This is a genomic window from Bacteroidota bacterium (assembly GCA_018266835.1).
Taxonomy (GTDB): domain Bacteria; phylum Bacteroidota; class Ignavibacteria; order Tepidaquicellales; family Tepidaquicellaceae; genus JAFDZO01.
Genome location: JAFDZP010000002.1, coordinates 1,241,410 through 1,267,801, shown reverse-complemented (window position 1 = coordinate 1,267,801; position 26,392 = coordinate 1,241,410). Strand labels below are relative to the sequence as shown.

Sequence of the window (26,392 nt, the reverse complement as noted above, 5' to 3'; positions counted from 1 at the left end):
CTTTGGCTTGACGGATTTAAAAGAATTTTGTCTTTTTAAATCACACAGTTTTTAAATGTCTCAATTATTTAAACTGTTTAAGTAATTGAGAAGTTTCAGGAATCGCCTTCGCCAGAAAAGCTAATTTGAAAACCGGTTTATTTAAGCGAGATTAGGGTAAATTTATTTCTTAGAGTTTTATTGCTTGAACAACTTTTGTCGGGATGACTGGATTCGAACCAGCGACCCCTTCGTCCCGAACGAAGTGCGCTACCGAGCTGCGCTACATCCCGATTTATTCGGGATGGTAAAAATTCCAGATTATACTATCCCGAAAGTATGTAATATATTTATAAATTTGCTTCTTTAAAATCCATAATTGTGGTTATTTTTCAAAGGTATTTACCTTGAATATCGAAAAGCATTATCTTAATTTTAATTACGGAATTCATTTCTCTAACAACTATTAATTAATTTCTTAAAAACTACTTAAATGTCGACTGAAACTAAGTATAAAGAGCCCGCTCCTTATAAAAGAGGCGAAGCAAATCCGTTCGAAAGCATGATGGTACGATTTGACAAGGCAGCAGAATTATGCAAACTAGATGAAGGATTATATAATTATTTAAAATATCCGGTAAAACAAGTTATTGTTTCTATACCGGTAGCGATGGACAGCGGTAAGCTTGAAGTGTTTGAAGGCTACAGAGTAATTCATGATAACATTTTAGGACCATCAAAGGGCGGAATTCGTTATGCTCCCGATGTTGATCTTGACGAAGTAAAAGCGCTTGCATCATGGATGACATGGAAATGCGCGATTGCAAATATTCCTTACGGAGGCGCTAAGGGCGGCGTTAAATGCGATCCTTCAAAATTATCAAAAACAGAATTAGAAAAAATCACAAGAAGATATACAGCAAATATGCTTGATGTGTTCGGACCTGACACAGATATTCCTGCTCCGGATATGAACACAGATGAACAGGTAATGGCATGGATAATGGATACATACAGCATGCACAAAAGAAATACTGTAACAGGTGTTGTAACAGGTAAGCCGATTGTTATCGGCGGTTCACTCGGAAGAAGAGAAGCAACAGGACGAGGAGTTATGATTGCAACTCTTTCTGCTTTAAAGAAAATGGAAATCAATCCTGAAGATACAACATGCGTAGTACAGGGCTTCGGAAACGTAGGTTCTGTCAGCGCAGATTTATTACACAAACAAGGTGTAAGAATCGTTGCTATCAGTGATGTATCAGGCGGATATTATAATCCAACAGGTATTAATGTTCAGGAAGCAATTGATTACGTTGCTAAGAACAGATCACTTGCGGGCGGAAACTTCGGAGAGAAAGTGTCAAACGAAGAATTACTCGAGCTTCCATGTGATATACTTGTACCTGCTGCAAAAGAAGACCAGATCTCTGCACACAATGCAGGAAACATCAAAGCAAAATTAATTGTTGAAGGTGCTAACGGTCCTACATCAGCCGATGCTGATCAGATCCTAAGAGAAAACAAAGTAATGGTTATCCCTGACATTCTTGCAAACTCAGGCGGAGTTATAGTTTCATACTTCGAATGGGTACAGGATAGAATTGGTTACTTCTGGGAAGAAGATGATGTTAACAACAGACTGAACAGAATGATGAGAGAAGCATTTGAAAACGTTTACAATACAGCTATAAAATATGACACCACACTTCGTTTAGGTGCATATGTTTACGCAATTGATAAGGTTGCCCAGGTTCTGAAACTAAGAGGAATCTACGGTTAATCTTTTAAAATAATTAATTATCATAAAATTTCGTCCCGAATTCTCTCGGGACGGAATTTTTTTATTTTATATAGATACTTAAGCAAGAGCAGGTCTTTGAATTTTACTTACGGCAAACTGTTTTATACGGCGTTATTATTTTTAGCTCTTATTCAAAATGCTTTTCCTCAAAGTAACACACAAAAGCTTAAAACAAATCTTGAGAACATAAACGTTCTTTTGGAATCAAGTTTTGACCTTTTAGGTGACAGGCTGATTTTGAATAAGGATAAGGTTTATTTAATGCAAATAAATCATTCCGATTATGAAACCGAAAGTTATTTTCGGAGTAGAATAAAAAACAGGTTCCCTGATTACAAAATTATTTCAGATGCAAATCTTGGAAGTGATGTAAAGATTATAATTGACAGCTTAGTATTAGATACAAAGTATCAGAAGCTTTTTGAAAAAGATTTACTCGGAGATAAATATATAAAGCGTCTTTCCATAGTAAAATACAGATGTTATTTTGAGGGACAGGATGTTCAGGGTTACAGATTTAATCAGAGTTACACAGACGATTTTGAGCTTGATAATTTAAGCTCGGTTGAAAACGATAAATTTTTCTTTGCGCAGGGTATTCTTCCCTCGCAAAGTTTTTTTTCAAAATACTTAGTTCCATCAATAGTAATATTGGCATCTGCAGCAGCAGTAATATTATTTTTTACCGTAAGAAATAAGTAACAGGAATAAACAGAACTAAATTTTAAACTTAAAAACAGCAATTTGAAATTAGGAAAAAGCTCACATTCATATCTAAAGTCTATTTGTATTATTTTTGCCCTCTGTTTTTCAGCAGCAATATTTTCATCCTGCGGAAGTTCAAGTAAAAGTGACAGGGAAATAAACGACGATCCTGAAAAAGCATACGATATAGCATATAAAAAATATCAGAGCGGGGACTACTATGATGCCATTGAAGATTTTGGTTTGATAAAACTAAGATACTCCGGAACTAAAGTTATAGATAAAGCTATTTTTTATCTTGGCATGAGTTATTACGCCAGAAAAGAATACGTACTTGCTGCATATGAATTTGAGTACCTGCTAAAAAATTATTCCGGTTCAGAACTGGCTATGAAAGCAAGATACCAGCTGGCTTTATGTTACTATGGTTTATCACCTGCATATAATCTGGATCAGACGTATACAAAATACGCTATTCAGGAGTTCAAGAATTTCATGGACTTATATCCCAAAGATGCTTTGGTTTCCGATTGTGAAAAAAGAATTACTGAACTGAAAAATAAACTCGCATTAAAAGAATATAAGTCAGCTGAGCAGTACATGATTCTCGGTAATTACAAATCAGCGATTATTTATTACGATGCTTTGCTTGATGAATATTTCGAAACTGATTTAGCCGATGATGCTCTTTACGGAAAAATTCAGGCATTAATTGCCAAGAAAAAATATTCCGATGCGAAAAAAGAAATAGAGAGATTTGAAAGTAAATTTAAAAGCAGCGACCTACTTCAAAAAGTTGTAAATATTAAAAATAATCTTCCATCATAATGAGTTTGCTTCTTCCTAAAAAAGTTAAAGATTCACAGGTTCAAATGGTTGAGCTTGTTCTGCCAAATGATACTAATATTCTCGGAAATCTTTTGGGAGGAAGATTAATGCACTGGATGGATATTGCTGCAGCTCTTGCTGCATCAAGGCATTGCAATAATGTAGCAGTCACAGCCTCTGTCGATAATCTTAATTTTCATATGCCTATCAAGCTCGGCAACATTGTCCGCTTAAAGGCATCTGTTAACAGGGCGTTCAGAAGCTCAATGGAAGTTGGTGTAAGAGTAGAGGTAGAATCTATTAAATCCGGTGAATTATATTTATCTAACAGCGCTTACTTAACTTTTGTAAATCTTGACCCTGTCACAATGAAACCAATTCCTGTTCCGGAAATTATTCCTGAAACAGAAGAGGAAATAAAACGTTTTGAACAGGCACTTCAAAGAAGAGACCAGCGTCTGGCTTCAAAAAACGGAATCTACGACCGTAAGAAATAATCATATCTAAAAACATTTCTCTTTTTGCTTCGTATATTTTTGAAAAAATTTATATGAAGAAAATTATACTGCTTGTTCTATTCTTATGTCCATTTGTTTCTTTCTCTCAGTCCGTATCACAATCTGAACTACGCCGCGAGGATAAAATCCGCATTGGTGAAGCAATGAAAATCTCTGAGTTTGTGTCAGATAATATATGGAAAGGCTGGAGCAAAAATGATTTTGTGATTTTATTTGTAACGGATTCCCTCGAGTATCTTATTAATCATCCAAACCCTTCAGAAGATTTTACTCAATCGTACTTTGATACTTATCTCAATACAAAAGTTTTTATAAGAAAAAAAGTATTTCAGAATAATTTTCTCGCAACTTTTCCTGCAGTTAAAGGAGTATCAACAATTGTAGTCGGCACACCTGAAAACACAAAAAAGAGCAGTATAAACTGGGTCATAACTTTATTACACGAACATTTTCATCAGTATCAGTATTCATACAAAAAATATCAGGATGCACTAAACAAACTTGATTTGAAAGACGGAGATGAATCGGGAATGTGGATATTGAATTATAAATTTCCATATGAAGATTCCGTTGTGAACAGTTCTTTCAATAATTTAAAATCAAAACTTATATCGGCTTATCAGAGTATCAATACAAAGTCATTCAGGAAAAAAACTGCAGGATATTTAAAAGAAAAGCAAAGATTTAAAAAAATTGTAAGTGAAAAGGATTCTAAGTATTTTGAATTTCAGCTATGGCAGGAAGGAATTGCAAGATATACAGAGTACGAAGTTTTAAATTATCTTTTAAAAAATGACTATCAGTTTTCGCAAGATTTCAAATCACTAAGCGACTATGAAACACTTTATGATAATTATCAGAAAAGATTAAAAAGACTTGATGAAGAAATCGACAAGATAACTCTTAAAGAAAATCAAAGAAACTGTGTTTATTCTTTCGGAGCAATTGAAGGTTTGATTCTGAATAAATATAAACCGGCATGGCGAAAGAATTACTTTAAAAATATATTCAGCACAACAAATATCTTTATTAAGAAATAATTATAATGGAACAGGAAGAAATAAATAAATACTTTGAAGGGAATAAAAAACTCTGGAATGAGAGAACTTCTATTCATGTAAAATCCGATTTTTACGATAACGAATCTTTTCTTGCAGGAAAAAACTCATTAAATAAAATTGAGATTGATGAGATAGGAGACGTTAAAGGAAAATCTGTTCTCCATCTGCAATGCCATTTCGGCCAGGATACACTTTCATTTGCAAGAATGGGAGCAAAGGCTACGGGAGTTGATTTCTCCGATGAAGCTATCAAAAATGCAAGAGAGATGAATGACAAGCTTGGTCTTGAGGCTGAATTCATTAACTGCAATGTATATGATTTAAAAAATCATATGGATAAAAAATTCGATATTATTTTTACATCATACGGAGTCATCGGCTGGCTGCCGGACCTTAACGAATGGGGAAATATAATAAACCATTTCCTGAAGCCCGGCGGTACATTCTATATAATAGAATTTCATCCCATGGTATGGATGTTCGATGACAACTTTGAAAGATTTGAGTATTCTTATTTTACAACAAAGAAACCAATAGAAATATCTTCCACAACAACTTATGCAAGCAGCACAGAAAAACTGCAGGGCGTAATTGAATATAGCTGGAACCATGCAATCTCCGAAACATTAAACGGGTTAATACTGGCAGATTTGAAAATCGAATTCGTTCACGAATTCCCATATTCGCCATACAATATTTTTCCGGATATGTATCAGGAAGCCGACGGCTACTGGCGGATGAGAAAGTTCGGAGAAAAACTTCCTATGCTTTTTTCAATAAAAGCCAAAAAATAATTTTATGCCAATGAAATTTTTAGATAATTACATTTGTTGCATAAATTAACTAATAATTCTATCTTACTAATAACCAAAATTTAAAAGATGCCTCACATTAAAAATATTTTATTTGTTTTACTTGCCGTAGCTTTTTTAGCAGGATGCAATAAAGCAAAAAACGACAGCACAGCAGAAAATAAATCGCCTGATACAAAAGCTGTAGGCGAAGTAGTAAAAATTAATCTCCCGACAATGCAATGCGCTACATGTAAGAAAACTATTGAAACGGCTATGAAAAAAGTTGATGGAGTAAACTCTATCAATGTTAGCGTTAAAGATAAAATAGCAACAATTGATTACGACAAAAATAAAACCAATCAGGATAAGATAGAGAACGAAATTACTTTAATAGGTTACGATGCGAACGGAAAGAAAAAAAATGAAGCTGCCTACGAAAAGCTGGAAGACTGCTGTAAAATCGGCGGTCATTGATTTTGTAATACTTTAATTTCTGACCTTAACTTTTATTTAGTATTTCTTACGTTTCATACAGTTCCAGGATTTTTTAATCTACAAAATTCTAGCGTATGAAACGCCGCGAAATGATTAAAAAAGCATTGGGCTTGGGTGCTTTAATTTCTGTTCCGGGAAGTTTAATTCAAAAAGAACTTTACGCGAGCGAAAGAAATGATTTTCTTCTAAAACCTCTATCGAACCAAGTTACAGGAAATGCTTTACGGTTTCCTCCTGTTCTATCCGGAAATACTATGACAGCTTCGGTAACGAATCAAACTGTCTGGCCCGGTCAAACCACTCCATTAGTTACTATAAATAATTCATATCCCGGACCTACAATTATTATTCAGAAGGGTTCTACTCTAAATGTAAACTTCACTAATAATTTAACGGAAGATAGTGTCCTTCACTGGCACGGAATACTTGCGCCGGAAATTATGGACGGACATCCTAAATATCCTGTTCATCCCGGACAAACTTATAATTATACGTTTCCGATTGTGCAGCGTGCAGGTACTTACTGGTATCATCCGCATGCAGATATGCTTACGGCTTCGCAGGCATTCAAGGGGCTTGCAGGATTTTTTATTGTAACTGATCCCGATGAAGCTTCTTTAAATCTACCAAGCGGAAATTTTGATATTCCATTATGCATACAGGATAGGCGCAGCGTTGACATTCCGCAATTCAATTATAATCCAAATGCCGATGATAAAATGTATGGAATGCTTGGAGATATACCGCTCATTAACGGAACGCCGGATGCATATTTTCAGGTAAGCAAAACTTTGTACAGATTCAGATTACTTAACGGTTCAAATGCGCGGGTTTATAAAATTGCATTTTCCGATAGCAGAAGCTTTTACATAATTGGAACTGACGGAGGATTGAAAGATGCTCCTGTTGCAGCAACTTCATTCTATTTATCTCCCGGTGAGCGCGTAGAAATTCTTTTTGATTTTTCACCTTATACAATCGGTCAAAGTGTTACTCTGAAATCTCTTCCTTTCGCAGGTACAGGCGGAACTACATACCAGCAGGGTACAGAAATGAATTTGTTAAGATTTGACATAACATCGAATACATCTTCAGGCGGAGTAGTGCCTGCAGCTTTAACACCGATTACTTATTATAATAATGCTGACGTTGTAAGGACAAGAAATTTTACACTATCACATGTCACATCGGGCGGAATGACAGGTATGCACAGAATAAACGGACTCACATTCCAGATGGATAGAATTGATTTTGAAGTCCCGCAAAACGGACTTGAGAAATGGCAGATAACAAATGCAACGGGTGACTTTCATCCGATGCACAGCCATGGTATACTGTTTCAGGTTTATTCAAGAAACGGAAATACAACATTAGCGCCGAACGATAAAGGCTGGAAAGAAACAGTGCTTGTAAATCCTTATGAACAGGTTGCAGTACTAGTAAAATTTACTCAATATAAGGGACTATATTTGTGGCACTGTCATAATCTTGAACATGAAGATGACGGCATGATGCTCAATTTTAAAGTTGTTGATCCTATTGGAATTAACGAACAAACAAACGGAGTTCCGAATGACTTCCGTCTGCATCAGAATTATCCGAACCCGTTTAATCCGTCAACTAAGATTAAATACGATGTACCTGCTAACGGCGGTAATGTTGAAATAAAAATATTTGATAATACAGGTAAAGAACTAGAAACACTTGTAAACGAAATACTTCCCGCAGGTAAATATGAAACCCAGTGGAATGCAGGAAATTATTCAAGCGGAGTTTATTACTGCAAGTTGATTACGGCAAATTTTACCGAGTCAATCAAAATGCTTCTTATGAAATAATTTTGCACAGGTATTAATTTTCATGATAACTATTTTTGTGAAAAAAATATACAGTGCAGATAAAAGAGCTTACTCTTCATACCAATAGTATTACTGCCGTAAAAGATTTTTACGGCAGTGTACTATCATTAAAAATCATATCAGAAAATTCAGACATTATATCTTTTCAGTCAGGCAGCACTCAGGTTAATTTTAAACTGGATTCAGAAAGCAAGAATCCATTCTATCATTTCGCATTCAACATTCCTTCAAATAAGATTGAAGAAGCTAAAGATTGGATGAAGGGTAAAGTGGATTTAATGCAGATTTCCGAAAACAATCATATAGTGGATTTTGTTAACTGGAAAGCAAAGTCGGTTTATTTTTTTGATCCTGCAGGAAACATTGTAGAACTAATTTCCAGGTTTGATTTAGATAATAAAACCAGTGAGCCATTTGATTCATCTCAAATTTTAAATGTTAGTGAAATTGGAATAGTAACTGATAATGTTCCTGCTCTAAAAGAAAAATTAATTAATGATTACAAAGTCTCAGATTTTGTAAAGAGTGTAAACTCCGATACATTTTCTGCAATGGGAGATGATAACGGACTTTTCATTGTTGCAGTAAATAATCGCAACTGGTACCCTACACAAATCCCATCACAGAAATTTCCATTCGAAGTAAAATTTATTATTGACAAAGGCGAGCTCTATACCATAACCGATAAAACGATGTAATTAATAAATTTATTCTTGATTATGCCTTCGGCGTTTTTTAATTTATCTCTGTGAAGAAACTACTTATAATACTTTTCTTCCTCTCATTATATCTTCCCTCATCTGCTCAATTTGTCGACTTCGGCAGAAACAAAGTTCAATATTCCGATTTTGAATGGTATACAATGTCTACCGAGCATTTCAAAATCTATTATTACAAGGAAGCCAAAGAACTTGCAGAGCAGGGAGCATATTTTGCGGAAGAGCAATATAAAAACCTCGTTCAGAAGTTCAATCATTCCCTGTATGATACAGTCCCTATAATATTTTACGCCTCACCAACACATTTTAAGCAGACTAATACTTCCCCCGGATTTATTCCCGACGGAGTCGGTGGATTTTTTGAATTTGTAAAGGGAAGAGTTGTAATTCCGTTTGAAGGCTCAATCGGACAGTTTCAGCACGTAATTGCACATGAGCTTGTTCACGTTTTTATGACCTCAAAAATTCTTTCTCAGTTAAAAATTCATGGACAGGTTTCTGAACGCATGCCGCCATTGTGGTTTACTGAAGGACTAGCAGAATACTGGTCAACCAAATGGGACACTCAGGCAGAAATGGTTCTAAAAGATGCCGTTATAAATAATTATATAGTGGGACTTGATGACTGGGAAAATTTCTACGGTACATATTTAATGTATAAGCTCGGACAGAAAGTTATTGAATATATAGCAGCAAATTACGGCGAGGATAAAGTTCTTCAGCTTCAGGAAAACTTCTGGATGGACGAAAGTTTTTCTACAGTGATGGAAAAAACAATCGGCAAAGATTACAAAGCATTCGACAGGGATTTTTTATATTATCTGAAAAAAATGTATCTGCCGGATTATGCCGACCACGATAATCCTTCACAGGTCTCAAAAAATATTTTTTCAGCCGGCTTTGCGCACAAGCCTACATACAGCGACTTCAACAACAAAAAAGAAATTTATTACATAGGAAATAAAACAGGCTACACAAGCATCTATAAAACAAATTTATCAAAAAGAGGTGATGGTGAGCTTGTTGTAAAAGGAGAATCATCCGACCAGTTTGAACAGTTTCATTTTTTCAGAACAGGACTTGATGTATCGTCAAAAGGGATGTTAGCATTCATAACGCAAAAAGGTGACAGGGACGCTATCCATTTTTATGATGTGGTTAAAGAAAAATTAATATCCGATTTTTCATTTGATAACATTGTAAATATCGGCTCACCTACCTGGAGCAAAGACGGAAAGCTGATTGCATTCCCTGCAACCGATATGGGCGGACGAAGTGATTTGTATTTATTGAATACGGATACGGAAGTATTAACAAGACTGACTAATGATTATTATGATGAACGTGACCCTGACTTTTCTCCTGACGGAAAATATTTAGTTTTCTCTTCTGACAGAACTACTTTCGGAATGAATAAATATAATTTGTTCTTATATGATTTAACTACAAACGGAATTTCGTATTTAACGATTGGAGATCAAATAGATTACAATCCCAGGTTTTCTCCCGACGGCGCAAAAGTTGTGTTTACATCTACAGCAACAGGCGAGCAGAATATCTGGATGATTGATTTAAATAAAACTCCGACAACGGGTTCAGGAAAGCCGGGAGAAAGTTATCTCTGGAATAATCTTCCTGAAAACATTGAAATGAAGCGCCTTACAAATTTTATTACCGCTGCATACGATCCCGATTTTGCAGGCGATGATAAAATTATTTTTTCTTCCTATGAATACGGTTCAATAACGGTAAGAATGCTTGATAACGTATCACAGATTTATGATACATCTAAAGTAAGTAAAAAAATAGATTACTCTACGAAAGGACAGAACTGGGATTTTGCAAAAATCGAATCTAACCCAAAGCGTAATCAGTTAAAATATTCAAAAGATTACTCTCTTGATGTGGCAACATCTTCGCTTTCAACTGATCCTGTATTCGGAACAAATGCAGGCGGAATTATTTCGCTAAGCGATATTCTCAGCAATGAAAAATATTACATTCTGTTGTTTAATAATTCAGACGGTGAATCCGAATTCTGGAAGAGTTTTAATGTGGCAATTTCCAAAGTTTCATTGGAGAAAAGATTAAATTATGCTTACGGTATTTATCACTTATCAGGTAAAAGATATGACTTAAGCGAAAACGATATTTCATATTATGAAAGAATTTATGGAGGATATTTAAGCTTCTCTTATCCATTATCATTCTTCAAAAGAATTGAAACATCAACAAATTTAGCCGAGTCGAATAAAAATATAGATTTTCTTGATAACACACGTTCACTTCTGCTTTCAAACTCTATTAGCTATGTTCACGATAATACTTTGTGGACTTACACAGGACCGATAGACGGTGAACGATTCAATTTTACGCTTGGATATACTTCAGATATAGATAACTCCAATACGAATTATGTCAGCGTACTTATGGATTACAGAAAATACTTCAGATTATCTACAACAGTTGCTCTTGCATTCAGGGGACAATATTTCATGAACGAAGGCAAGGACCCCAGAAGATTTTTCATGGGCGGAAGCTGGTCATTGCGCGGATGGGACAGAAACTCATTACGGGGAAGCAAACTTTGGCAAACAAATTTAGAACTTCGCTTCCCTTTTATTAATACTCTGATGTTAAGATTTCCTCTCGGAATTAATCTCGGATTCCCCGGTATTCGCGGAGCATTATACGTAGATGCAGGGAATACATGGGATAACTTTGATACATACGGTGAAACTAAAGGAAGTATTGGAGGCGGTTTAAGAATGAATCTGTTCGGACTTATCGGTTTAAGATACGATATAGGTAAAAGAATAGAAAAGAATTTTTCTAAATTGCAGTCGGGATTATATCAGCAGTTTTACTTCGGCTGGGATTTTTGATTTCAGATTTTAAATTGTATCAAGACCGCTGCACATAAAATCCATTACGCGACCTGCAATATAATCTGCGAGGTCGTTGAAATCCTTAGGATTATATTCAAAGCTTGGCATTGCAGGAACAATTTTTCCTCCCGCATCCATTATTTTGCGCATGTTATCGAGATGCAATTTATTGATAGGTGTTTCTCTCGGGACAATGATGAGCGGTTTTGAATACGAGAATGCAAAGTCAGCGGATTTCTCTATAAGATTTTTACAGTCGCCGCAGGCAATACCTGAAACATAATTCATTGCGCAGGGGCAGACAATCATTCCGAAACAGTCATATCCCGTGGAAAAAATTTCCGATTTTAAATCTAAGTTGTTATGAAACTTTACTGTGGATTTCAGTAGAAGTACATCAGGGAAAAGAGAATTCAGGTTACACTTAGTTATATCTATTCCGCACTCATTCATTAAAGTATATTGACCGTACTCACTTACAATTATATCAACGTTAAATTCGTTTATCAGCAGGGCGCGAAGCATGCGTAAACTGTAAATAGCTCCGCTGGTACCTGTGATGCCGAGTATCACATTCTTTCCGTTACCGTTAACATTTTTTATTAAGGTTTTCGTTTCTGTTTTTGTTTCTGCCTGTGCCATAACTTAATTCCTGTTGATTAAAAAAGATACGCCGATGAATACAATTACGGCTCCAATTACAAAAATAACATTTTGAAAAACAAAAATCTGAATAATAAAAATTAACGCGCCGAGCAGCATATTAAACATCACTTCTGCAAACTTTGTAGCTGAGCTGAACTTTGAGCTTTCCAATGTAAACGGCAGCCGTTTATCGATCGTAAGAAAAATTGTGTTTAACAGATAAATAGCCGACGTGATGTAAACAAGATTTATAGTTATAGTGAGCGGATCAAGCTTTATAATAAGCAGCAGACTCATTACTATTATCAGAGGGAAGTAAAGATTGAAATAAATAAACTTAAGAATTCCAAGATTTAAATGCTGCGGGTCATCAATGGGCAGCATTTTGAAAATCATTTCTGAATTTTGTGAGTGCTCGTCAGCAATTCGTGTGTTTGAATATAACATTCTTACACTAAGTACCGTCATCATTGTAATTGAAGGACTTAAAAGCAAAATAGCGGATGTTACACGTGCAGAAAAACTTGAACCTTTCACTGCAAGAAATTCAGGTCCTATAAAAATTCCCAGAAGACAAAAAATTACAGGGAACAGAAGCATCGGAAAATATTTTGTACGAAGGAATTTTGAATTTCGCAGCTGGCTGCCAAGCAAATCATAGGAAGCTGTCTGAATATTATTTCTCAGCAAATGCTTATGTATAAATTCGTTCCAGAAAGTAAATCGGGCTTTCTTTCTTTGCTTCTTTTCTATCTTTGAAATCTTTGCATGTAGCTCAAAAAATCTTGCCGACATAAATTTATACAATCCAAAGTAAACAAGGACAGTTACAAGCAATATCAAAGGAATAAGTACGGGATTATAAATCGCCTTTGCAAAAAACACCTGTGGTAGATATCGGACCAGCTCTAACTCAAGAATATCTTTCTTGCCTAGTTTAATTGCCTTTGATGAAGTTGTTGATGAAAATAAAATGAACGCGAAAAATATCATCTGAAGAACATACACAAAGGCGTTCGATTTTCCCGCAAACTTATTCAGTATCATTACATAAAGAAATAAGAGAACCCCCATGAAGGTAAAATTGAAAAGCAGTGAGCATGTAAGAAAAAGAATAACTTTTATTAAATCACCGGTATAGAGATAGAAAAAAATCAGCTGAGATACCGAGGAAACTGCAAAATAGAAAAAAATCATCAGTGATGCTGATGCAAATTTTGCCGCGAAAAAATTTTTCTGCTGCACAGGAAGGTTTACTAATCCCTCAAAATAATTTTTTGCAAGGAAGAGATTATCAAAATCGTTAAGAACAACGAATGCTATGAAGAAAATATTTATCGAAAAAGAAAGAGCGGCGAAGCTAAACTCATTAAAACCGTTGAAATTATTGAACGAAAGAATTCCGTTTGTCAGAAGATAAGTAGTTAAAAGCCCGATAATTTTTTTTCTTCCGGCTTTTTCCTTATCGCGGAAATCAAGACTTATGAATAATCTGAATAGCTCTTTGAACTGTTTCATTTTTTCTGCTCAGCCATTTTTTTTCGGTAAACATCAACTGCTTTCAGATGGTCTGCATAATTTTCCGTGAATGTATGTCCGCCTTCGCCCGTTGCCACAAAGAAAATGTAATTATGCTTTTCGGGATTTATGGCCGCTTTTATAGAAGAAATCGACGGGTTGTTTATCGGTCCCGGAGGCAAACCTTTTATTATATATGTATTGTAAGGAGATTTCACGTGCAAGTCATCGTATGTAAGTCGTTTTTTAAATTCAGGTAATGCATATTGAACGGTCGGGTCTGCTTCAAGTTTCATATTTTTTCTTATCCTGTTGTAATACACACCTGCTATACGGGGCTTCTCGTCTTCTTTTCTTGTTTCCCCTTCAACAATCGAAGCCATTTTCATAACTTCATAGAAGTCCATCTTCTTAGCATTAATCGAATCCATAATTTCGGCATTGTTAAACACTCTTTTTCTGAACTCATTAAATAAAATTTTCACTAATCCTTTTTCCGTTATATCTAATGGAACATCATAAGTATCGGGATACAAAAATCCTTCCAGTGATTTTACGGAATCTTTTAATCCAAGCAAACTTATCAAGGAATCATTCTTTGTCTCTTCTACAAATTTATTTCTTGAAAGGCCTAGGTATTTTTCGGCATACTTTCCGATTTGTTTTATTGTGAGACCTTCGTTTACAGTAAACTTAATTGACTGGGATAAGCTTGCATCGGTAATAATATTCAGCACATCAAGGTTAGTCATTCCATTTTTAAAAATGTACCTGCGTGAAATTATTTTTTCATCTTTTCCCGTCAGTTTACCTATTACTTTCAGAACAAATGCGCTGGGAATAATATCTTTATCTTTCAGGTCTTTTACAATCTCCGAAAAATTTTCACCGGGCTTAATATCGAACTCCTTATCTTTGCCGTCTTTCCAGTTATATTTTGAGTAAAGGCTTTGCTGTGTTATAAATCCGCATAAAAAAATATTAAACGCTCCCAGAACAATAAAATATTTCACGAAGTTTTTCTTCGGCTCACCGGAAGAAAACTTTTTGACAATATTCAGTACTGCGGGATTATGTAAAAGATTGTTTAACATTTTTTATAAAACTAAAAGGCGGAGTGATTGCTCCGCCCTCTTACTTTAATATTAATTAAAAAAACTATTTTGCACTTGTTGTATCACTTACGCTTTTAAGCATATCCATTGCTTTCAAATCTTTAGGATTTAAAGCAACGTATCTCTCAAGATATTTTTTTGCTTCCGGTTTATTATTTATGCTTTTATAATATCCGCCAAGCGCAGATAGTGCTTCTTTAAAATCAGGATAAAGTTCTACGGCTTTCAACAAATTCTTCTCGTAATTTTTACCATCGTTAACTCCGCCGTAAACACTTGCCATTAAGAAGTAAGTCAGTGATGATTTGTTATCCATCTGTAAAAGCTGGTTCAGAACATTCAGCGCCTGGTTTTGCATACCCTTCTGGTTTATAAATTGTCCCACGTATTCAATTCCGCTGTTAACTCTTTTTGAAAGAATATGGGTTGAGTCCGGATTAAATTTATAAACTTCCATTACTTCCTGTGCAGTGTTTTCCGGACTTAAAAATAACGGAGTCTGATTTACTACTCTGTACCACTCTCTTAAAAAAGCAAGATAAGTTACATTGCTCTTTTTTAAATAATCTTTCATATATTCAACGTAATTTTCATCATGAAGTTTATTTATAAGCTCGGGAGTTACAAGTCCTGCCACGTCAACAATTTTTCTCTGGCTGTAAAAAGCTATTGCTCCTACGTCGTGAGTTCCTATAATATCGGTTTCTTTTGTGTTATCCCTAATCCACTTTGCAGCAACTACCTGTCTGTCGTTTATATATTTACATTCATAAGCGAATGAAGCTTTATTGGCAATATAAGCCTGAAAGCTGAAGAGCAAAACGAGTAAAACTATTACAAAATTAAATCCGTTAGCGATTTGCTTACTCTTAAAATAATTTCCTATGTATTTAGCCGTTTCTCTGAATCCTGTCATTGATACTAAAATCAGGAATGGTATAATTGGCATAAGATATCTTCCGAACCTGTGAGCATATGGAAGTTTATACCAGTAAACAAACACAAGAGCGAATGAAAAAACTATATAAAGAAAATTTGGATTATATTTTTTCTTTGCTGTATCAACAACAAGCTTAAGAACAGAAATTATAAATCCGAACATCATTATTCCGTATGCACCCGAAGTAAAATAATCCCAGACTTCTCCCTTTAAAAATTCCGAACGGCTTCTGAATTCAGGCGAATAATATGTCAGCTTTGCATTATAAGTATTAGGAAGAATTGAACCGGATAATTTTAAGTTCATTCCGAAGTAAGCAAGAACTATTACTGCGAATATTCCGCCCATCTTCATCAGTTCCTGCTTTGTGAATAATTGTATGTTCTTATCTTTTTTAGAGAGGTACACACACCACAAATAATCTAAAACTAAAGCTCCCAGAAATGCAGTTGAATCCGGGCGAGTCCATAATAGTAAAGCAGCAAATACTGCAGTAGCTACAGCCTGGCGTTTTTTATATGAGTAAGCTGTTAGTATTATTAAGAAGATAAAAAGAGTGGTTTCCATTCCCGAATCGGCAATGAAGTTCATCCATTTATCGGCAGCAAAAATTGCCGTGCAGAAAATTGCAAATATATTTTCTTTGGCAAATTCAAACGAACTTAACCTGTAAAACCATATTCCGGATAAAACTAAAAATATAATTCCGAGAGTATAACTCAGTACCATTTCATTTTTGGTAATGAGGAATCCTACTGCAAGAATCACAGTATAAATAGGTGAGGTTGAGCCCGCCGTTGACATCTCATTTTTGAAATATGAGAAGCTGCCGTACTCAGCAAGATTTTTTGCAAATGTTAAGTGTATCCACGGGTCATCAAGGGGAAATCCGTTATATCCATTAACTGAGTTTGCCGAAATCAAATAAACAACGGCAAGGAGGACGGATAAAACCGCGATGCAACTATATATTAAGTAAGTCTGATTTTTGTTTGGTTCGAAAGGTATTTCTATATTTACCTTTTCAACTGCAGTTTTCTTGTTTTCTGCCTTCTTATTTTTAGCCATTTTTTAAGTTACTTACAGATAAAAGTAATTTCAATTTACTTTTTTTTATGCGATTAATCTTCTTATATTCAGTCACTTATGGCCCCTGTCAAAATTTTAGCTGTTTTGTTTACCCTTGCAAATGCAGGGCAGTTCGCTCTTATGGTAAAAGGTGGCGCTGATAAGACAAGACTGGTAAGACTTCTTGAAAAATTCCACATTGAGTTTGATCTCTTCCCCGGATTTGTTATTTCTATTTTAATTTTTGTAGTATTGCTATTTGCAATTTTCTCGTTTTTTAATCACTACATAAATTATAAGGAACATTATTCTTCGTTCTTCCGTGTTCTGATATGCGGCAACCTCATTGCATCTATCATTGCGGTTATGCTTAATTTCTACCTGTACTTTTTATAAAAAGGGTAAAATTAAACATTGAAGATAGATTTGCGTATAATTAATTTATTAAAATACCAATTATATGAAAACGAACTATAAAATCGCTTTATTTCTTGTAATCGCCCTCTTAATGGGATTTAAAGCAGCAACTGCAGATGAAATCGCATTTGAAAATGGCACTTTCAACGAAGTCCTTGCCAAAGCAAAACAACAGAATAAAATTGTAATGATAGATTTTATTACTGACTGGTGTATATGGTGTAAGCATATCGATATGAGAGTTTACAACAATAAAAAAGTTGTTCGTTATGCTGAAGAGCACCAGATTAACTGGAAAACAGATGCTGAAAAAGAGGGTAAAGACCTTGCAAAGAAATATGGTGTAACAGGCTACCCCACTCTGGTATTTGTTGATTCTGATGGAAATGAAATAGATAAAATAGTGGGATTTTTTCCTGCTCCCGAATTTCTTGAAAACATTAAGAAAATTAACGAACGAAGAAGCACTTTAGCTTATTTTCAGAATTATTATAATAACAATAAGACTGATTTAAAAGCAAACATGGAGCTTGCAACAAAGTTAGTTGAACAGGATAAGGCAGATGACGCAAAACAATATCTAAATTATATTATAGCACAGGACCCTTCGAACTCATCCGGATATACAGATGATGCCGAGTTTACACTTGCAATGATGAATGTGAAAGATAAAACACCTGAAGCATATATAAACGATATAAATGCTCTTCTGGTAAAATACCCGAAATCAAATCTTCAAAAAGATGCAAAGATATTTTTAGCCGATAAGTATACAGAAGCAAAAAATGATGAGGATGCTTTTAAAACATATAAAAGTCTTATAAAGAAATATCCTAAAGATGATATGGTAAGGTTTTATATGGGACAGTATTATCTGGCAAAGGCAAGAAAAATTAATTCCGATACTTTGGCAACTACTGCAGATTATAAGGAAGCCATAAAAAATATAAATAAAAGTATTCCTTATTTTAAAGGCGGTATCTTTGAAGCCAGTTCATACAATGTAATGGCAGATGTTTATTATAAACTCGGTGATATGAAGAAGGCGCGAAAATCAATCGATAAAGCATTGGTATTATGGTCTGACAATAAAACTTACAATAAAACAAAAGATAAAGTATACGGCGCAGGCAACAAATAATTTTATTCAATAATTTATTTCAAACCTGATAGCTTCGCGCTGTCAGGTTTTTTTATGTAAAAAAATATGCACGAATTTAACAAAGAATTCATGGACGAAGCAGTGCGAATGTCCAAAGAGAATGTAGAAAATGCAGCCGGTGGTCCTTTCGGAGCAGTAATAGTAAAAGACGGAAAAATAATTGCAAAAGGCAGCAATAAAGTCACAACTAAAAATGACCCGACTGCCCATGCAGAAGTGGAAACAATAAGAGAAGCCTGTAAAAATTTAAATACGTTTAATTTAAGCGGATGTGAAATTTATACAAGCTGTGAGCCCTGTCCTATGTGCCTTGCTGCAATCTACTGGGCAAGACTTGATAAAATTTATTATGCCAATGATAAACATCACGCTGCCGAAATAGGTTTCGATGATAAGTTTATTTATGATGAACTTGATTTAGCCCACGAGCACAGAAAAATTCCGATGATTCATTACCACTCTGATGAAGCGCTTGAAGTGTTTAAAGCATGGACTGCTAACGAAGAGAAGACAGAATACTAATTTAAACTTTCTCATTCCCAACCTCCCGGTTGGGAATGGTTGTAAACTCAGATTATCATTCTCACAATTATTCCTACTGCTGCCGCAGCTATTATAAGATAAAGTGTATTCACTTTCACTCTGAAAAGTATAATTAGTGTTACTATAAAAATAATTATAGTGGGAATATCTATAAGCGAGCTCCACGAAAGATTGTAAGCAGTTGAAAGAATAGCTCCTATGGCTGCGGCATTAGCTCCTTTGATAAATGACTTCAGATAAAAGTTATCCTTAAACTTTCCAATACTGTGCGCAAGTATAAGCACAAAGCAGAATGTTGGGAAGAAAATACAGAACGTGCTGACTACTGAGCCCCACATTCCTGCTGTTAAATAACCTATAAAAGTGGAAGTAATTACAACGGGACCCGGAGTAATGTTTCCGAATGAAATCCCTGCAAGAAAATCAGCCTGGCTGAGCCAGTGATAATTTACAACTACATCCTGCTGCAGAACTCCGATGATAACAAATCCGCTGCCGTAAGTTAAGCTGCCCGTTTTTAAAAACACCAAGGCTAAATCAAGAAGTTTGCTTCCCAATGTTTGCGTAGTTTGTGCAATGAATGCAAACGGCGATGCAATTAATAACGGAAGGAAATTTAATTTTTCAGTTTGTTTAGTTGTAATTGAATAATAAAATAAAGCAAATATTCCGGATGAAACTATCAAATATAAAATCGGGACTTTCAGAAATATTGTCAGCGCTATCGATAAGAAGAAAACAACAAAGAGAAAAATATCTTTCTTTAAAACATTTTTACTTAGTTTTATTCCTGAATGAAGAATGATTGCAATTATCGCAGGGCTTACTCCATACAGCGCATATTGAATATAACTTATATCGTTATACTTCTGATAAAAAATCGAAAAGACTAAAACGAGAATATATGACGGAAGAACTAATCCAAATCCGCACAGCGCTGCGCCAATGATACCGAATTTAAAAAATCCATTATATACTCCGACCTGAAACGCTAAGGGACCCGGAGCAATCTGAGCATAGCCGAAGTAATACTCAAATTCTTCCTTCTCAAGCCAGCCGCGTTTTTCAACAAGGTCAACCCTGATTGTATTAATAATTGCAAGAGGACCGCCGAACGCAGTTGAGCCTACATATAAATAATATTTGAATAATTCCCAGAGCGTCAAATTTCTATTCCTTCCTTTTTGATGAACGGCTGAACTAAGTTTGAATGTCTTTTATTGAGATGCCTCAGAGTAGAAATGACAGCCCTTGAAACCACTTTGCTTTCCTCAGGTAATAACTTTTTCAGAATTTCTAAAGCCTTAGCAGGATACCTGTTGCCAAAACTGTTATTGAACGTCATTGCGATGTTCCATCTCACATGCTCGTTATCAGACTTAAGCCATTTTTTTAACTGCGCAAAAACTTCTTCCGGAAATGAATTTCCAAGGTGAGAACCCAGTATGAATGGTCCAAGATTTTTCTTTACGTAAACAGAAGCATCAGACATCAGGGGTTCAAGAATTGTGAATGCTTTTTCCGTATCGGGTGCTTCCCCTTTTTTAGAGTATGCAAGAGCGGAAAACACGACTGCCCTTCTTACATTTTCCGATTTGTGTTTTGCCCATTTGAGCATTGTACTATATAACTCAGGATTTTCATTAAGGACATTATAAAATGCTCCTGCGGCATACTCACGGACTTCCCAGTTATCGCTATCAGCAATTTTCAGAAGTATATCTTTCGTTTCTTTTTTGTTGTGCGCATATCCGCGCCATATTATGTGTATGCCGATTTCCTGTGCAACGGGTTCATTCATTGAGCAATATTTTTTTCCTAATTCAAAAAAACTCTTTTCGTTTTTTTTCTTGTTCTCGGTGGAAAGACCTTTTACTAATGATTTTATTGTAAATACTTTTATATCTGTCTTAGGCGTTCCGGCGTGTTTTGTTTTGAGTGAATCAAGATAGGAAATTAATTTATCGTAATCTTTGCCTTCAATAAAGGAAAGTATTTTTTTCTTCGTTTTATCATCTAACATTGTTCAAGTTATACACTATATCAAAAAATAAAAAGATAGAAATTAAAAAACCCTTTGCAAATTTCTTCACAAAGGGTTTATACTCAATACGTAGTACTAACTACTCAATACTGAATAAAATACTATTTATCTTTTTCATCATAAGCTTTCTTTACGTAACCTGTGAGAAATCCTGAAGTTGGATTTATCACAAGACCTTTATCCATGCTTGCCTTTGCTTCAGGCAGCTTGCCTGCATCAATCTGGCACAATGCTAAGTAACCATAAGCTGCATCATTACCCCAGTCAGGAAGAGTTTCATCAGAATTTTTTATAAGACTGAAAAGCTCAATTGATTTTTCAAACAACGGCTGTGCTAAATCTGTTCCGCCGCCGAAAGCTGCAGGAGTGTAAAATGTAGCAATACCCTTCACTAAATAAAATCTCGGATTGGTCGGGTCAAGCTTCTTTGCTGTTTCTTCTGCTGTCTGTACATCTGCAATGATACTCTGCATTTTATCCATTTCATACTGGAATCGGTTATACTCAAGTGATAATTTTAAAACATAAGCGTCCGCAAAGTTATCTCTTTCCAACATGGATTTTTCAAGAAAGTCAAAACCTGACTGTGTGTATTTTTTTACTTTGTCGTTATCTTTTGAGAGCATACCCGTTGTTGCAATATTGTAATCAACAAGAGCTAAGTAATAATTTACCAGCCAGACATTTTTCTTTAACTGAAGAATTCTTTCAAACTCGCCGCGTGACTTTATCATTTCTTTTTCATCATACTTATCCATGGCATTTTTGAAATTCTTCTTTGCCTTTACGATTGCCTTTGTAAAATCATCATCGGCTTTTAATGTAGTATTCAGACCGAAGGTGATAAGCAGCAATACTAATAATAATATTTTTTTCATATTTGAATTTTGTTGTGATTTATTTATTAAAATATTTTTTAATTCTGTTTTTAAAATTATTAATTATTCATTACTAAATATTAATTACAACTGCAGCCCGATGCCGAAGTAAACAATTCTTTTGTTCAGCGAAGGTACGTCTATCTTATCGGTATAATTGAAATTATAATTGTACTGATAAAGATTTTTTGTATCGAAAATATTGTTGAATGCAACGAACACTACACAGAACTTATGGAACAATGCAGTTATGTACTGAAAGCTTGCATCGACTCTTGTGTATGTCGGGAACCTGTCGCTGTTTTTATCAGCGTAAGCAGGAACGTAAACATTTTGTATTGGGTCATAGCTTGCGCTTGTTACAGGAGTATAAGGCTTGCCTGTGGAAATTCTGTATGTTATACCTACGTTGATTGCATCAGTTAAATTATAACTTCCTGTAAAGCTCATGTTATGCGTAATATCATAGTCAGATGAATTCTGCGAACCCCCATCGTATTGTTTTCTTTTTGAATCAGAGTATGCATATGATAACCATCCTGTGAATTTATTTTCGTATTTATATTTTAAGAACACATCAACACCTCTTGCAAATCCGCTTCCGCCTGATTTTAAATAAAAACTGTTCGGGTCGTAACCGGCTAAATCTTTATAATCTTTATAATATCCTTCCACTCTGAAAACTATATCACCTTCTTTGTTGTACTCATAGCCAAGTATATAGTGGATTGCATCTTCAGCTGTTAAATCATTATTGTATGACTGCAAATAATTTTGCGGAGAAACATACTGATGATACATTCCTATTGCGCCTCTTATCACATTATATTTTGCAACCTGATATCCCATAGAGAGACGCGGATCAAAACTTATTTTCTTAGATAGTGTATGATAGTCAGTTCTTACACCCGGAATCACAAAAAATTTATCGCTGATTCTCATCTCTGTTTCCACAAACGCCCCTATTCTTCCCGAGTTTGCGCTTGTATCAATTTTAAGTGAAGGCGCATCAGGTCTTAAATTGTATGAATTTTTCGGAACGGTACCCGATGTCTGATTTTCAAGATATTCGTACTCTACACCTGCATTCAGATTTGTTTTCTGGCTTAAAGGCATTGTGTAATCAATTCTTCCTTTACCGTAGTAATCTTTTGAACGCGTATCTAAAACTCCGTAGCCAAGTTTTCTATTGTACAAGCTTAACGATGTACTTGCGCTTAACATAGAAGAACTTGATGGTGCAAATGAAATTTTATAATTGGCAAAATAATTATCTGACTGGGAATTAAAAAATCCGTCATAGGAAGGACTATTGTTTCTTATTCCGATTTTATCACCGGAGTAATTTGCATACAACTTCATGTTGCCTGTTGTTCCGAATTTATATGCAAGCGTACCGCCTGCGCCGTTTGCTTCAGGGACTTTGCTGTAATCGGCAGAGATTCCGTTTAAATCGAAGAAGGGCTTTAAATAACTTTGGCTTACTGAAAACGTTGCGCCGAATTTTGAATTCTTTGAAAGATATACACCTGATAATCCTCCCGAACCAATACCCAGTACTGCAAACATTCCTGTTGTTGTTGGCATATCATAGGATTTTAAATCAAGCACGGCAGAGAGCGCATTGCCAAATTTTGCAGAAAAGCCGCCGCTTGTGAAGTTAATTCCCTTTAAGCTCCATGGATTTACAGTGGAGAACGATGAAGTATTATAAGAGTCATCGAAGATAAAAGGATTATATAAAGTTGCCTGGTCTAAAATTGTAATAACTTCATCAGGGTCGCCGCCTCGTACCGTAATACGGCTGCCTTCATCAACCTGGTTTGAACCGGGGAATGTTGTAAGCGCGCGGTACAAGTCAGCATTTGCTCCCGGAATTCTTACAATTTCCAGAGGAGTTAAAGTAACTTTTGAATTTTCTCCCGAGGTAAATGAGCTTGCTGTTACAAGTATCTGCTCAGTAGTCGTTACATTTTTTTTCAGTCTTATATCCAGTGTCATATTCATACCGGCTTCAAGATTTAACTCCTGAACCTGTGTAGAAAAATCAACTGCGGTTACGATTAATTTATACGTTCCGGTTTTTTCTGTTTCGAATTCAAACAAACCTTTTTCGTCAGATGTAGCGCCGTCTATAGTTCCTTCAAGAACTAAGTTAGCTCCGCTTACAGGTTTCTTTTCTTCGTTAGTTACAGTGCCGGATATTTTTATTACCCCTGCAGTTGTTGAATCTGCAGCGAAACTTTTTGCACAGAAAATTAAGACAGTTAAAAGAGTAAATAAATATTTCATGCGATGATTAATTATTAAAAAATTATTTTGTGTATCTGAAAATACTTGCAACGAACAAACCGAAATAATAAAACACTTTTGAGTGTAAAGTGAATATTCCTTTAAAAATATTTGCAGTTGTCTGCTTTACATTAGAACTGCCGGGAATACAAATTTCAGGTTTGTTCATATTATATATTTTTAAAATTTTAATTTATCTATTTCTTTTGCGATTTTTATATCACGTGATGATAATCCTTTTACATCATGGGACGAAAAAGAAACCTCAATAGAATCATACTTCATTGTAAGATAATCGGGATGGTGGTCATGCGCCTGGCACAGAGCGCCAATTGCAGAAGCTAAGCCCATAGTTTGAGGGAATCCTTTGGTTTTAAACATCTTTACGATTGAACTTCCTTTAAGTTTCCAGTCTTTCAGCTTTTTCAGGCTTTCAGATATTTCGTTTTTAGTCAGTTTTTCCATTTTTTTGCTGTTTACTGTTATTTAATAATTTTTCTAAATTTTCTATGTAAGCTTCAAAGGCTTTATGTCCTTTTGCTGTGATTTTATATCTTGATACCGGCTTTCTTTCCATAAAACTCTTTTTCACATTAATATAGCCCGCCTCTTCAAGCTTGCGCAGGTGAACGCTCAGGTTTCCGTCAGTTGCATTTACTTTTTCCTTTAAGAAAGTAAACTCAGCTTCTTCAACCGTCACAAGCACAGCCATAATTGCAGTGCGGATGCGCGAGTGTAGTACATCATCTATTTGCTGGTAATCAAAATTGCTCATTAGTTTTTATTACGCATTTTCAACGTTCATTTCTAAATCTTTTTTCCATTTGTTGTTTAAAATAAATCCCGGAATGACCTGGAAGAGCAGAAGAAATAATCCGTACACAAGCAGAACTTCTATTCCTTTAATAAAAAACATCCACGATGCTGCAGCCCACCAGACAAATGAAAGTGTAACAAGCATTTTATCTGAGTAAACTGCGCCTGCAACAAAATACCCTACTCCGAAAATTGTCGTGATTAAAGCGCAGATGGATGCTCCGCTTATTGAACCTGAAACCTGTCCTGCAATGGTAATTACTATTGCAGAGATTCCGCAGGCAGTCCACACTGCTGAAATTACTTTTTTACCGAGCGATGTGTTTTTTCTTTTACGGCTGTCTTTGTATCCCCAGTAAATTGAAAATCCCCACCCAATAATTATAAAAGAAAACCAGAAATAGTTTGGAGAAATTTCAGAGCCGATTTTATAAAGCGCATAGTTTGTAATACATGCAAAGCCGATAAGCACTCCCCATAAAATATAATACTTGCCGCTATCCAGCGCAGACCTTCTGCTATCCTGCATTATTTTTTTGATGAACAGAATTTCCGATTCTAAATTTGTATCCATGTTTTTTTTATAAAATTATTTATAAAACTTAGTTTGCCTTTGCGAGCTGAAATTTTTTATTTAAAATAAATCCCGGAATGACCTGAAGGCATACAATTAATATTGCATATACAAGTAATGACTCCGGACGAAGGCTTTTATCAATTGTCATTGCAAAAAGTCCTGCCGAACCAATCCACCAGGCATAACCCAGATTTGTAATCATTCTGTTTTTCACAATGCTGCCAATCATAAAATACATTACTCCGAGTATTGCCGACATCGACGGACCAATTGCATAAGGTGAAAACACGCCGCTTAAAGGACCGACAAAGCCAAGTATTATCATTGCAATGCCGCAGGAAGTTGAAATACGATGAACAAGATTTTCATCGATTGCTTTTGCCGCCTTTGTTATTCCTTTTTTCTTTTCATACCATGTTAATCCGATTGAGCAAATCCACCCGAAGGCGACAATTATCATCCATGCATAATAAATTTGCGCCCCCGCGCCGGAAAGAATAGCAAAGTAAGTATTAAGAAGTCCGAAGAAGGTAAGTATTCCCCACATAATAAAATGCCGGCCGTTAATCACAATTGCCGGGCGGGATTTTTCCATTACCGATTTTATATAGCTGAGTTCTGACTGAACCTGAGTGTCTTCCATAAAGCACTTTGTTTTTTAAAGTTCTTTACGAAGTTAAAATTATTAAGTTTCAAAAGCAAGAGGGAAAAGGAAGAATAGATGTAT

26 protein-coding genes and 1 tRNA gene are annotated in these 26,392 nt (G+C 35.3%); 13 read left to right on the top strand and 14 right to left on the bottom strand.

Annotated elements, in window-relative coordinates; all coding sequences use genetic code 11:
- Positions 1-198: 198 nt before the first annotated feature.
- Positions 199-272, bottom strand: a tRNA-Pro gene (locus tag JST55_07285).
- A gap of 200 nt (positions 273-472) precedes the next feature.
- Here JST55_07285 and JST55_07280 point away from each other — a divergent pair.
- From JST55_07280 to JST55_07235, 10 genes are all read left to right on the top strand, one after another.
- Positions 473-1,762: a Glu/Leu/Phe/Val dehydrogenase gene (locus JST55_07280; GenBank protein MBS1493294.1), complete on the top strand. Its 1,290-nt coding sequence runs from the start codon at positions 473-475 to the stop codon at positions 1,760-1,762.
- Positions 1,763-1,858: 96 nt separating this feature from the next.
- Positions 1,859-2,485: a hypothetical protein gene (locus tag JST55_07275; protein ID MBS1493293.1), complete on the top strand. Its 627-nt coding sequence runs from the start codon at positions 1,859-1,861 to the stop codon at positions 2,483-2,485.
- 42 nt (positions 2,486-2,527) lie between these two features.
- Positions 2,528-3,316 (top strand): outer membrane protein assembly factor BamD, encoded by a 789-nt coding sequence (gene bamD, locus JST55_07270; protein MBS1493292.1) that lies wholly within the window; start codon positions 2,528-2,530, stop codon positions 3,314-3,316.
- Positions 3,316-3,813: an acyl-CoA thioesterase gene (locus JST55_07265; GenBank protein ID MBS1493291.1), complete on the top strand. Its 498-nt coding sequence runs from the start codon at positions 3,316-3,318 to the stop codon at positions 3,811-3,813. The genes bamD and JST55_07265 overlap by 1 nt, the downstream gene beginning before the upstream one ends.
- A 53-nt stretch (positions 3,814-3,866) precedes the next feature.
- Entirely contained in the window at positions 3,867-4,874 is a 1,008-nt protein-coding gene (locus JST55_07260; GenBank protein MBS1493290.1) for a hypothetical protein, read from the top strand.
- Positions 4,875-4,879: 5 nt separating this feature from the next.
- On the top strand, positions 4,880-5,689 hold the full coding sequence (locus JST55_07255) for a class I SAM-dependent methyltransferase (protein ID MBS1493289.1): 810 nt from the start codon (positions 4,880-4,882) through the stop codon (positions 5,687-5,689).
- A gap of 87 nt (positions 5,690-5,776) precedes the next feature.
- Positions 5,777-6,163, top strand: coding sequence for a cation transporter (locus tag JST55_07250; GenBank protein ID MBS1493288.1), 387 nt, complete (start codon positions 5,777-5,779; stop codon positions 6,161-6,163).
- 110 nt (positions 6,164-6,273) lie between these two features.
- A complete protein-coding gene (locus JST55_07245; protein ID MBS1493287.1) occupies positions 6,274-8,022 on the top strand; it encodes a multicopper oxidase domain-containing protein in 1,749 nt (582 codons plus the stop codon).
- A gap of 53 nt (positions 8,023-8,075) precedes the next feature.
- Positions 8,076-8,741 carry a glyoxalase gene (locus JST55_07240; GenBank protein MBS1493286.1) on the top strand — a complete coding sequence of 222 codons (666 nt, stop codon included), beginning with the start codon at positions 8,076-8,078 and terminating at the stop codon, positions 8,739-8,741.
- A 50-nt stretch (positions 8,742-8,791) separates the two neighbouring features.
- Positions 8,792-11,647 (top strand): PD40 domain-containing protein, encoded by a 2,856-nt coding sequence (locus JST55_07235; GenBank protein ID MBS1493285.1) that lies wholly within the window; start codon positions 8,792-8,794, stop codon positions 11,645-11,647.
- Positions 11,648-11,656: 9 nt separating this feature from the next.
- On the opposite strand, the gene JST55_07230 is transcribed toward JST55_07235, so the two are convergent.
- The 4 genes from JST55_07230 to JST55_07215 all read right to left on the bottom strand — a co-directional run bounded on the left by JST55_07230 (position 11,657) and on the right by JST55_07215 (position 16,936).
- Positions 11,657-12,292 carry a UbiX family flavin prenyltransferase gene (locus JST55_07230; GenBank protein MBS1493284.1) on the bottom strand — a complete coding sequence of 212 codons (636 nt, stop codon included), beginning with the start codon at positions 12,290-12,292 and terminating at the stop codon, positions 11,657-11,659.
- A gap of 3 nt (positions 12,293-12,295) precedes the next feature.
- Positions 12,296-13,813, bottom strand: coding sequence for a hypothetical protein (locus JST55_07225; GenBank protein ID MBS1493283.1), 1,518 nt, complete (start codon positions 13,811-13,813; stop codon positions 12,296-12,298).
- Positions 13,810-14,907: an endolytic transglycosylase MltG gene (gene mltG / locus JST55_07220; protein MBS1493282.1), complete on the bottom strand. Its 1,098-nt coding sequence runs from the start codon at positions 14,905-14,907 to the stop codon at positions 13,810-13,812. Before mltG ends, JST55_07225 begins: the two co-directional genes overlap by 4 nt.
- Before the next feature lie 64 nt (positions 14,908-14,971).
- Positions 14,972-16,936, bottom strand: a complete 1,965-nt coding sequence (locus tag JST55_07215; GenBank protein ID MBS1493281.1) for a hypothetical protein — start codon at positions 16,934-16,936, stop codon at positions 14,972-14,974.
- A 78-nt stretch (positions 16,937-17,014) separates the two neighbouring features.
- On the opposite strand from JST55_07215, the gene JST55_07210 reads away from it, so the two are divergent.
- From JST55_07210 to JST55_07200, 3 genes are all read left to right on the top strand, one after another.
- Positions 17,015-17,332, top strand: a complete 318-nt coding sequence (locus JST55_07210; protein MBS1493280.1) for a hypothetical protein — start codon at positions 17,015-17,017, stop codon at positions 17,330-17,332.
- 64 nt (positions 17,333-17,396) lie between these two features.
- The gene (locus tag JST55_07205) at positions 17,397-18,494 is read left to right on the top strand and encodes a thioredoxin fold domain-containing protein (GenBank protein ID MBS1493279.1); all 1,098 of its coding nucleotides are present in this window, start codon (positions 17,397-17,399) and stop codon (positions 18,492-18,494) included.
- 90 nt (positions 18,495-18,584) lie between these two features.
- Positions 18,585-19,037, top strand: coding sequence for a nucleoside deaminase (locus JST55_07200; GenBank protein MBS1493278.1), 453 nt, complete (start codon positions 18,585-18,587; stop codon positions 19,035-19,037).
- Between the two features lie 47 nt (positions 19,038-19,084).
- On the opposite strand, the gene chrA is transcribed toward JST55_07200, so the two are convergent.
- The 9 genes from chrA to JST55_07155 all read right to left on the bottom strand — a co-directional run bounded on the left by chrA (position 19,085) and on the right by JST55_07155 (position 26,308).
- Positions 19,085-20,224 carry a chromate efflux transporter gene (gene chrA / locus JST55_07195; protein ID MBS1493277.1) on the bottom strand — a complete coding sequence of 380 codons (1,140 nt, stop codon included), beginning with the start codon at positions 20,222-20,224 and terminating at the stop codon, positions 19,085-19,087.
- The gene (locus JST55_07190; protein MBS1493276.1) at positions 20,221-21,081 is read right to left on the bottom strand and encodes a DNA alkylation repair protein; all 861 of its coding nucleotides are present in this window, start codon (positions 21,079-21,081) and stop codon (positions 20,221-20,223) included. The genes chrA and JST55_07190 overlap by 4 nt, the downstream gene beginning before the upstream one ends.
- A 122-nt stretch (positions 21,082-21,203) precedes the next feature.
- Entirely contained in the window at positions 21,204-21,980 is a 777-nt protein-coding gene (locus JST55_07185; protein ID MBS1493275.1) for a hypothetical protein, read from the bottom strand.
- Between the two features lie 84 nt (positions 21,981-22,064).
- Positions 22,065-24,272, bottom strand: a complete 2,208-nt coding sequence (locus JST55_07180) for a TonB-dependent receptor (GenBank protein MBS1493274.1) — start codon at positions 24,270-24,272, stop codon at positions 22,065-22,067.
- A gap of 22 nt (positions 24,273-24,294) precedes the next feature.
- Positions 24,295-24,441, bottom strand: a complete 147-nt coding sequence (locus JST55_07175) for a hypothetical protein (GenBank protein MBS1493273.1) — start codon at positions 24,439-24,441, stop codon at positions 24,295-24,297.
- A gap of 11 nt (positions 24,442-24,452) precedes the next feature.
- Positions 24,453-24,737, bottom strand: coding sequence for a 4a-hydroxytetrahydrobiopterin dehydratase (locus tag JST55_07170; protein ID MBS1493272.1), 285 nt, complete (start codon positions 24,735-24,737; stop codon positions 24,453-24,455).
- Entirely contained in the window at positions 24,721-25,047 is a 327-nt protein-coding gene (locus JST55_07165) for a transcriptional regulator (protein ID MBS1493271.1), read from the bottom strand. Before JST55_07165 ends, JST55_07170 begins: the two co-directional genes overlap by 17 nt.
- A gap of 9 nt (positions 25,048-25,056) precedes the next feature.
- The gene (locus JST55_07160) at positions 25,057-25,662 is read right to left on the bottom strand and encodes a hypothetical protein (protein MBS1493270.1); all 606 of its coding nucleotides are present in this window, start codon (positions 25,660-25,662) and stop codon (positions 25,057-25,059) included.
- 28 nt (positions 25,663-25,690) lie between these two features.
- Positions 25,691-26,308, bottom strand: a complete 618-nt coding sequence (locus JST55_07155; GenBank protein MBS1493269.1) for a hypothetical protein — start codon at positions 26,306-26,308, stop codon at positions 25,691-25,693.
- Positions 26,309-26,392: the final 84 nt, after the last annotated feature.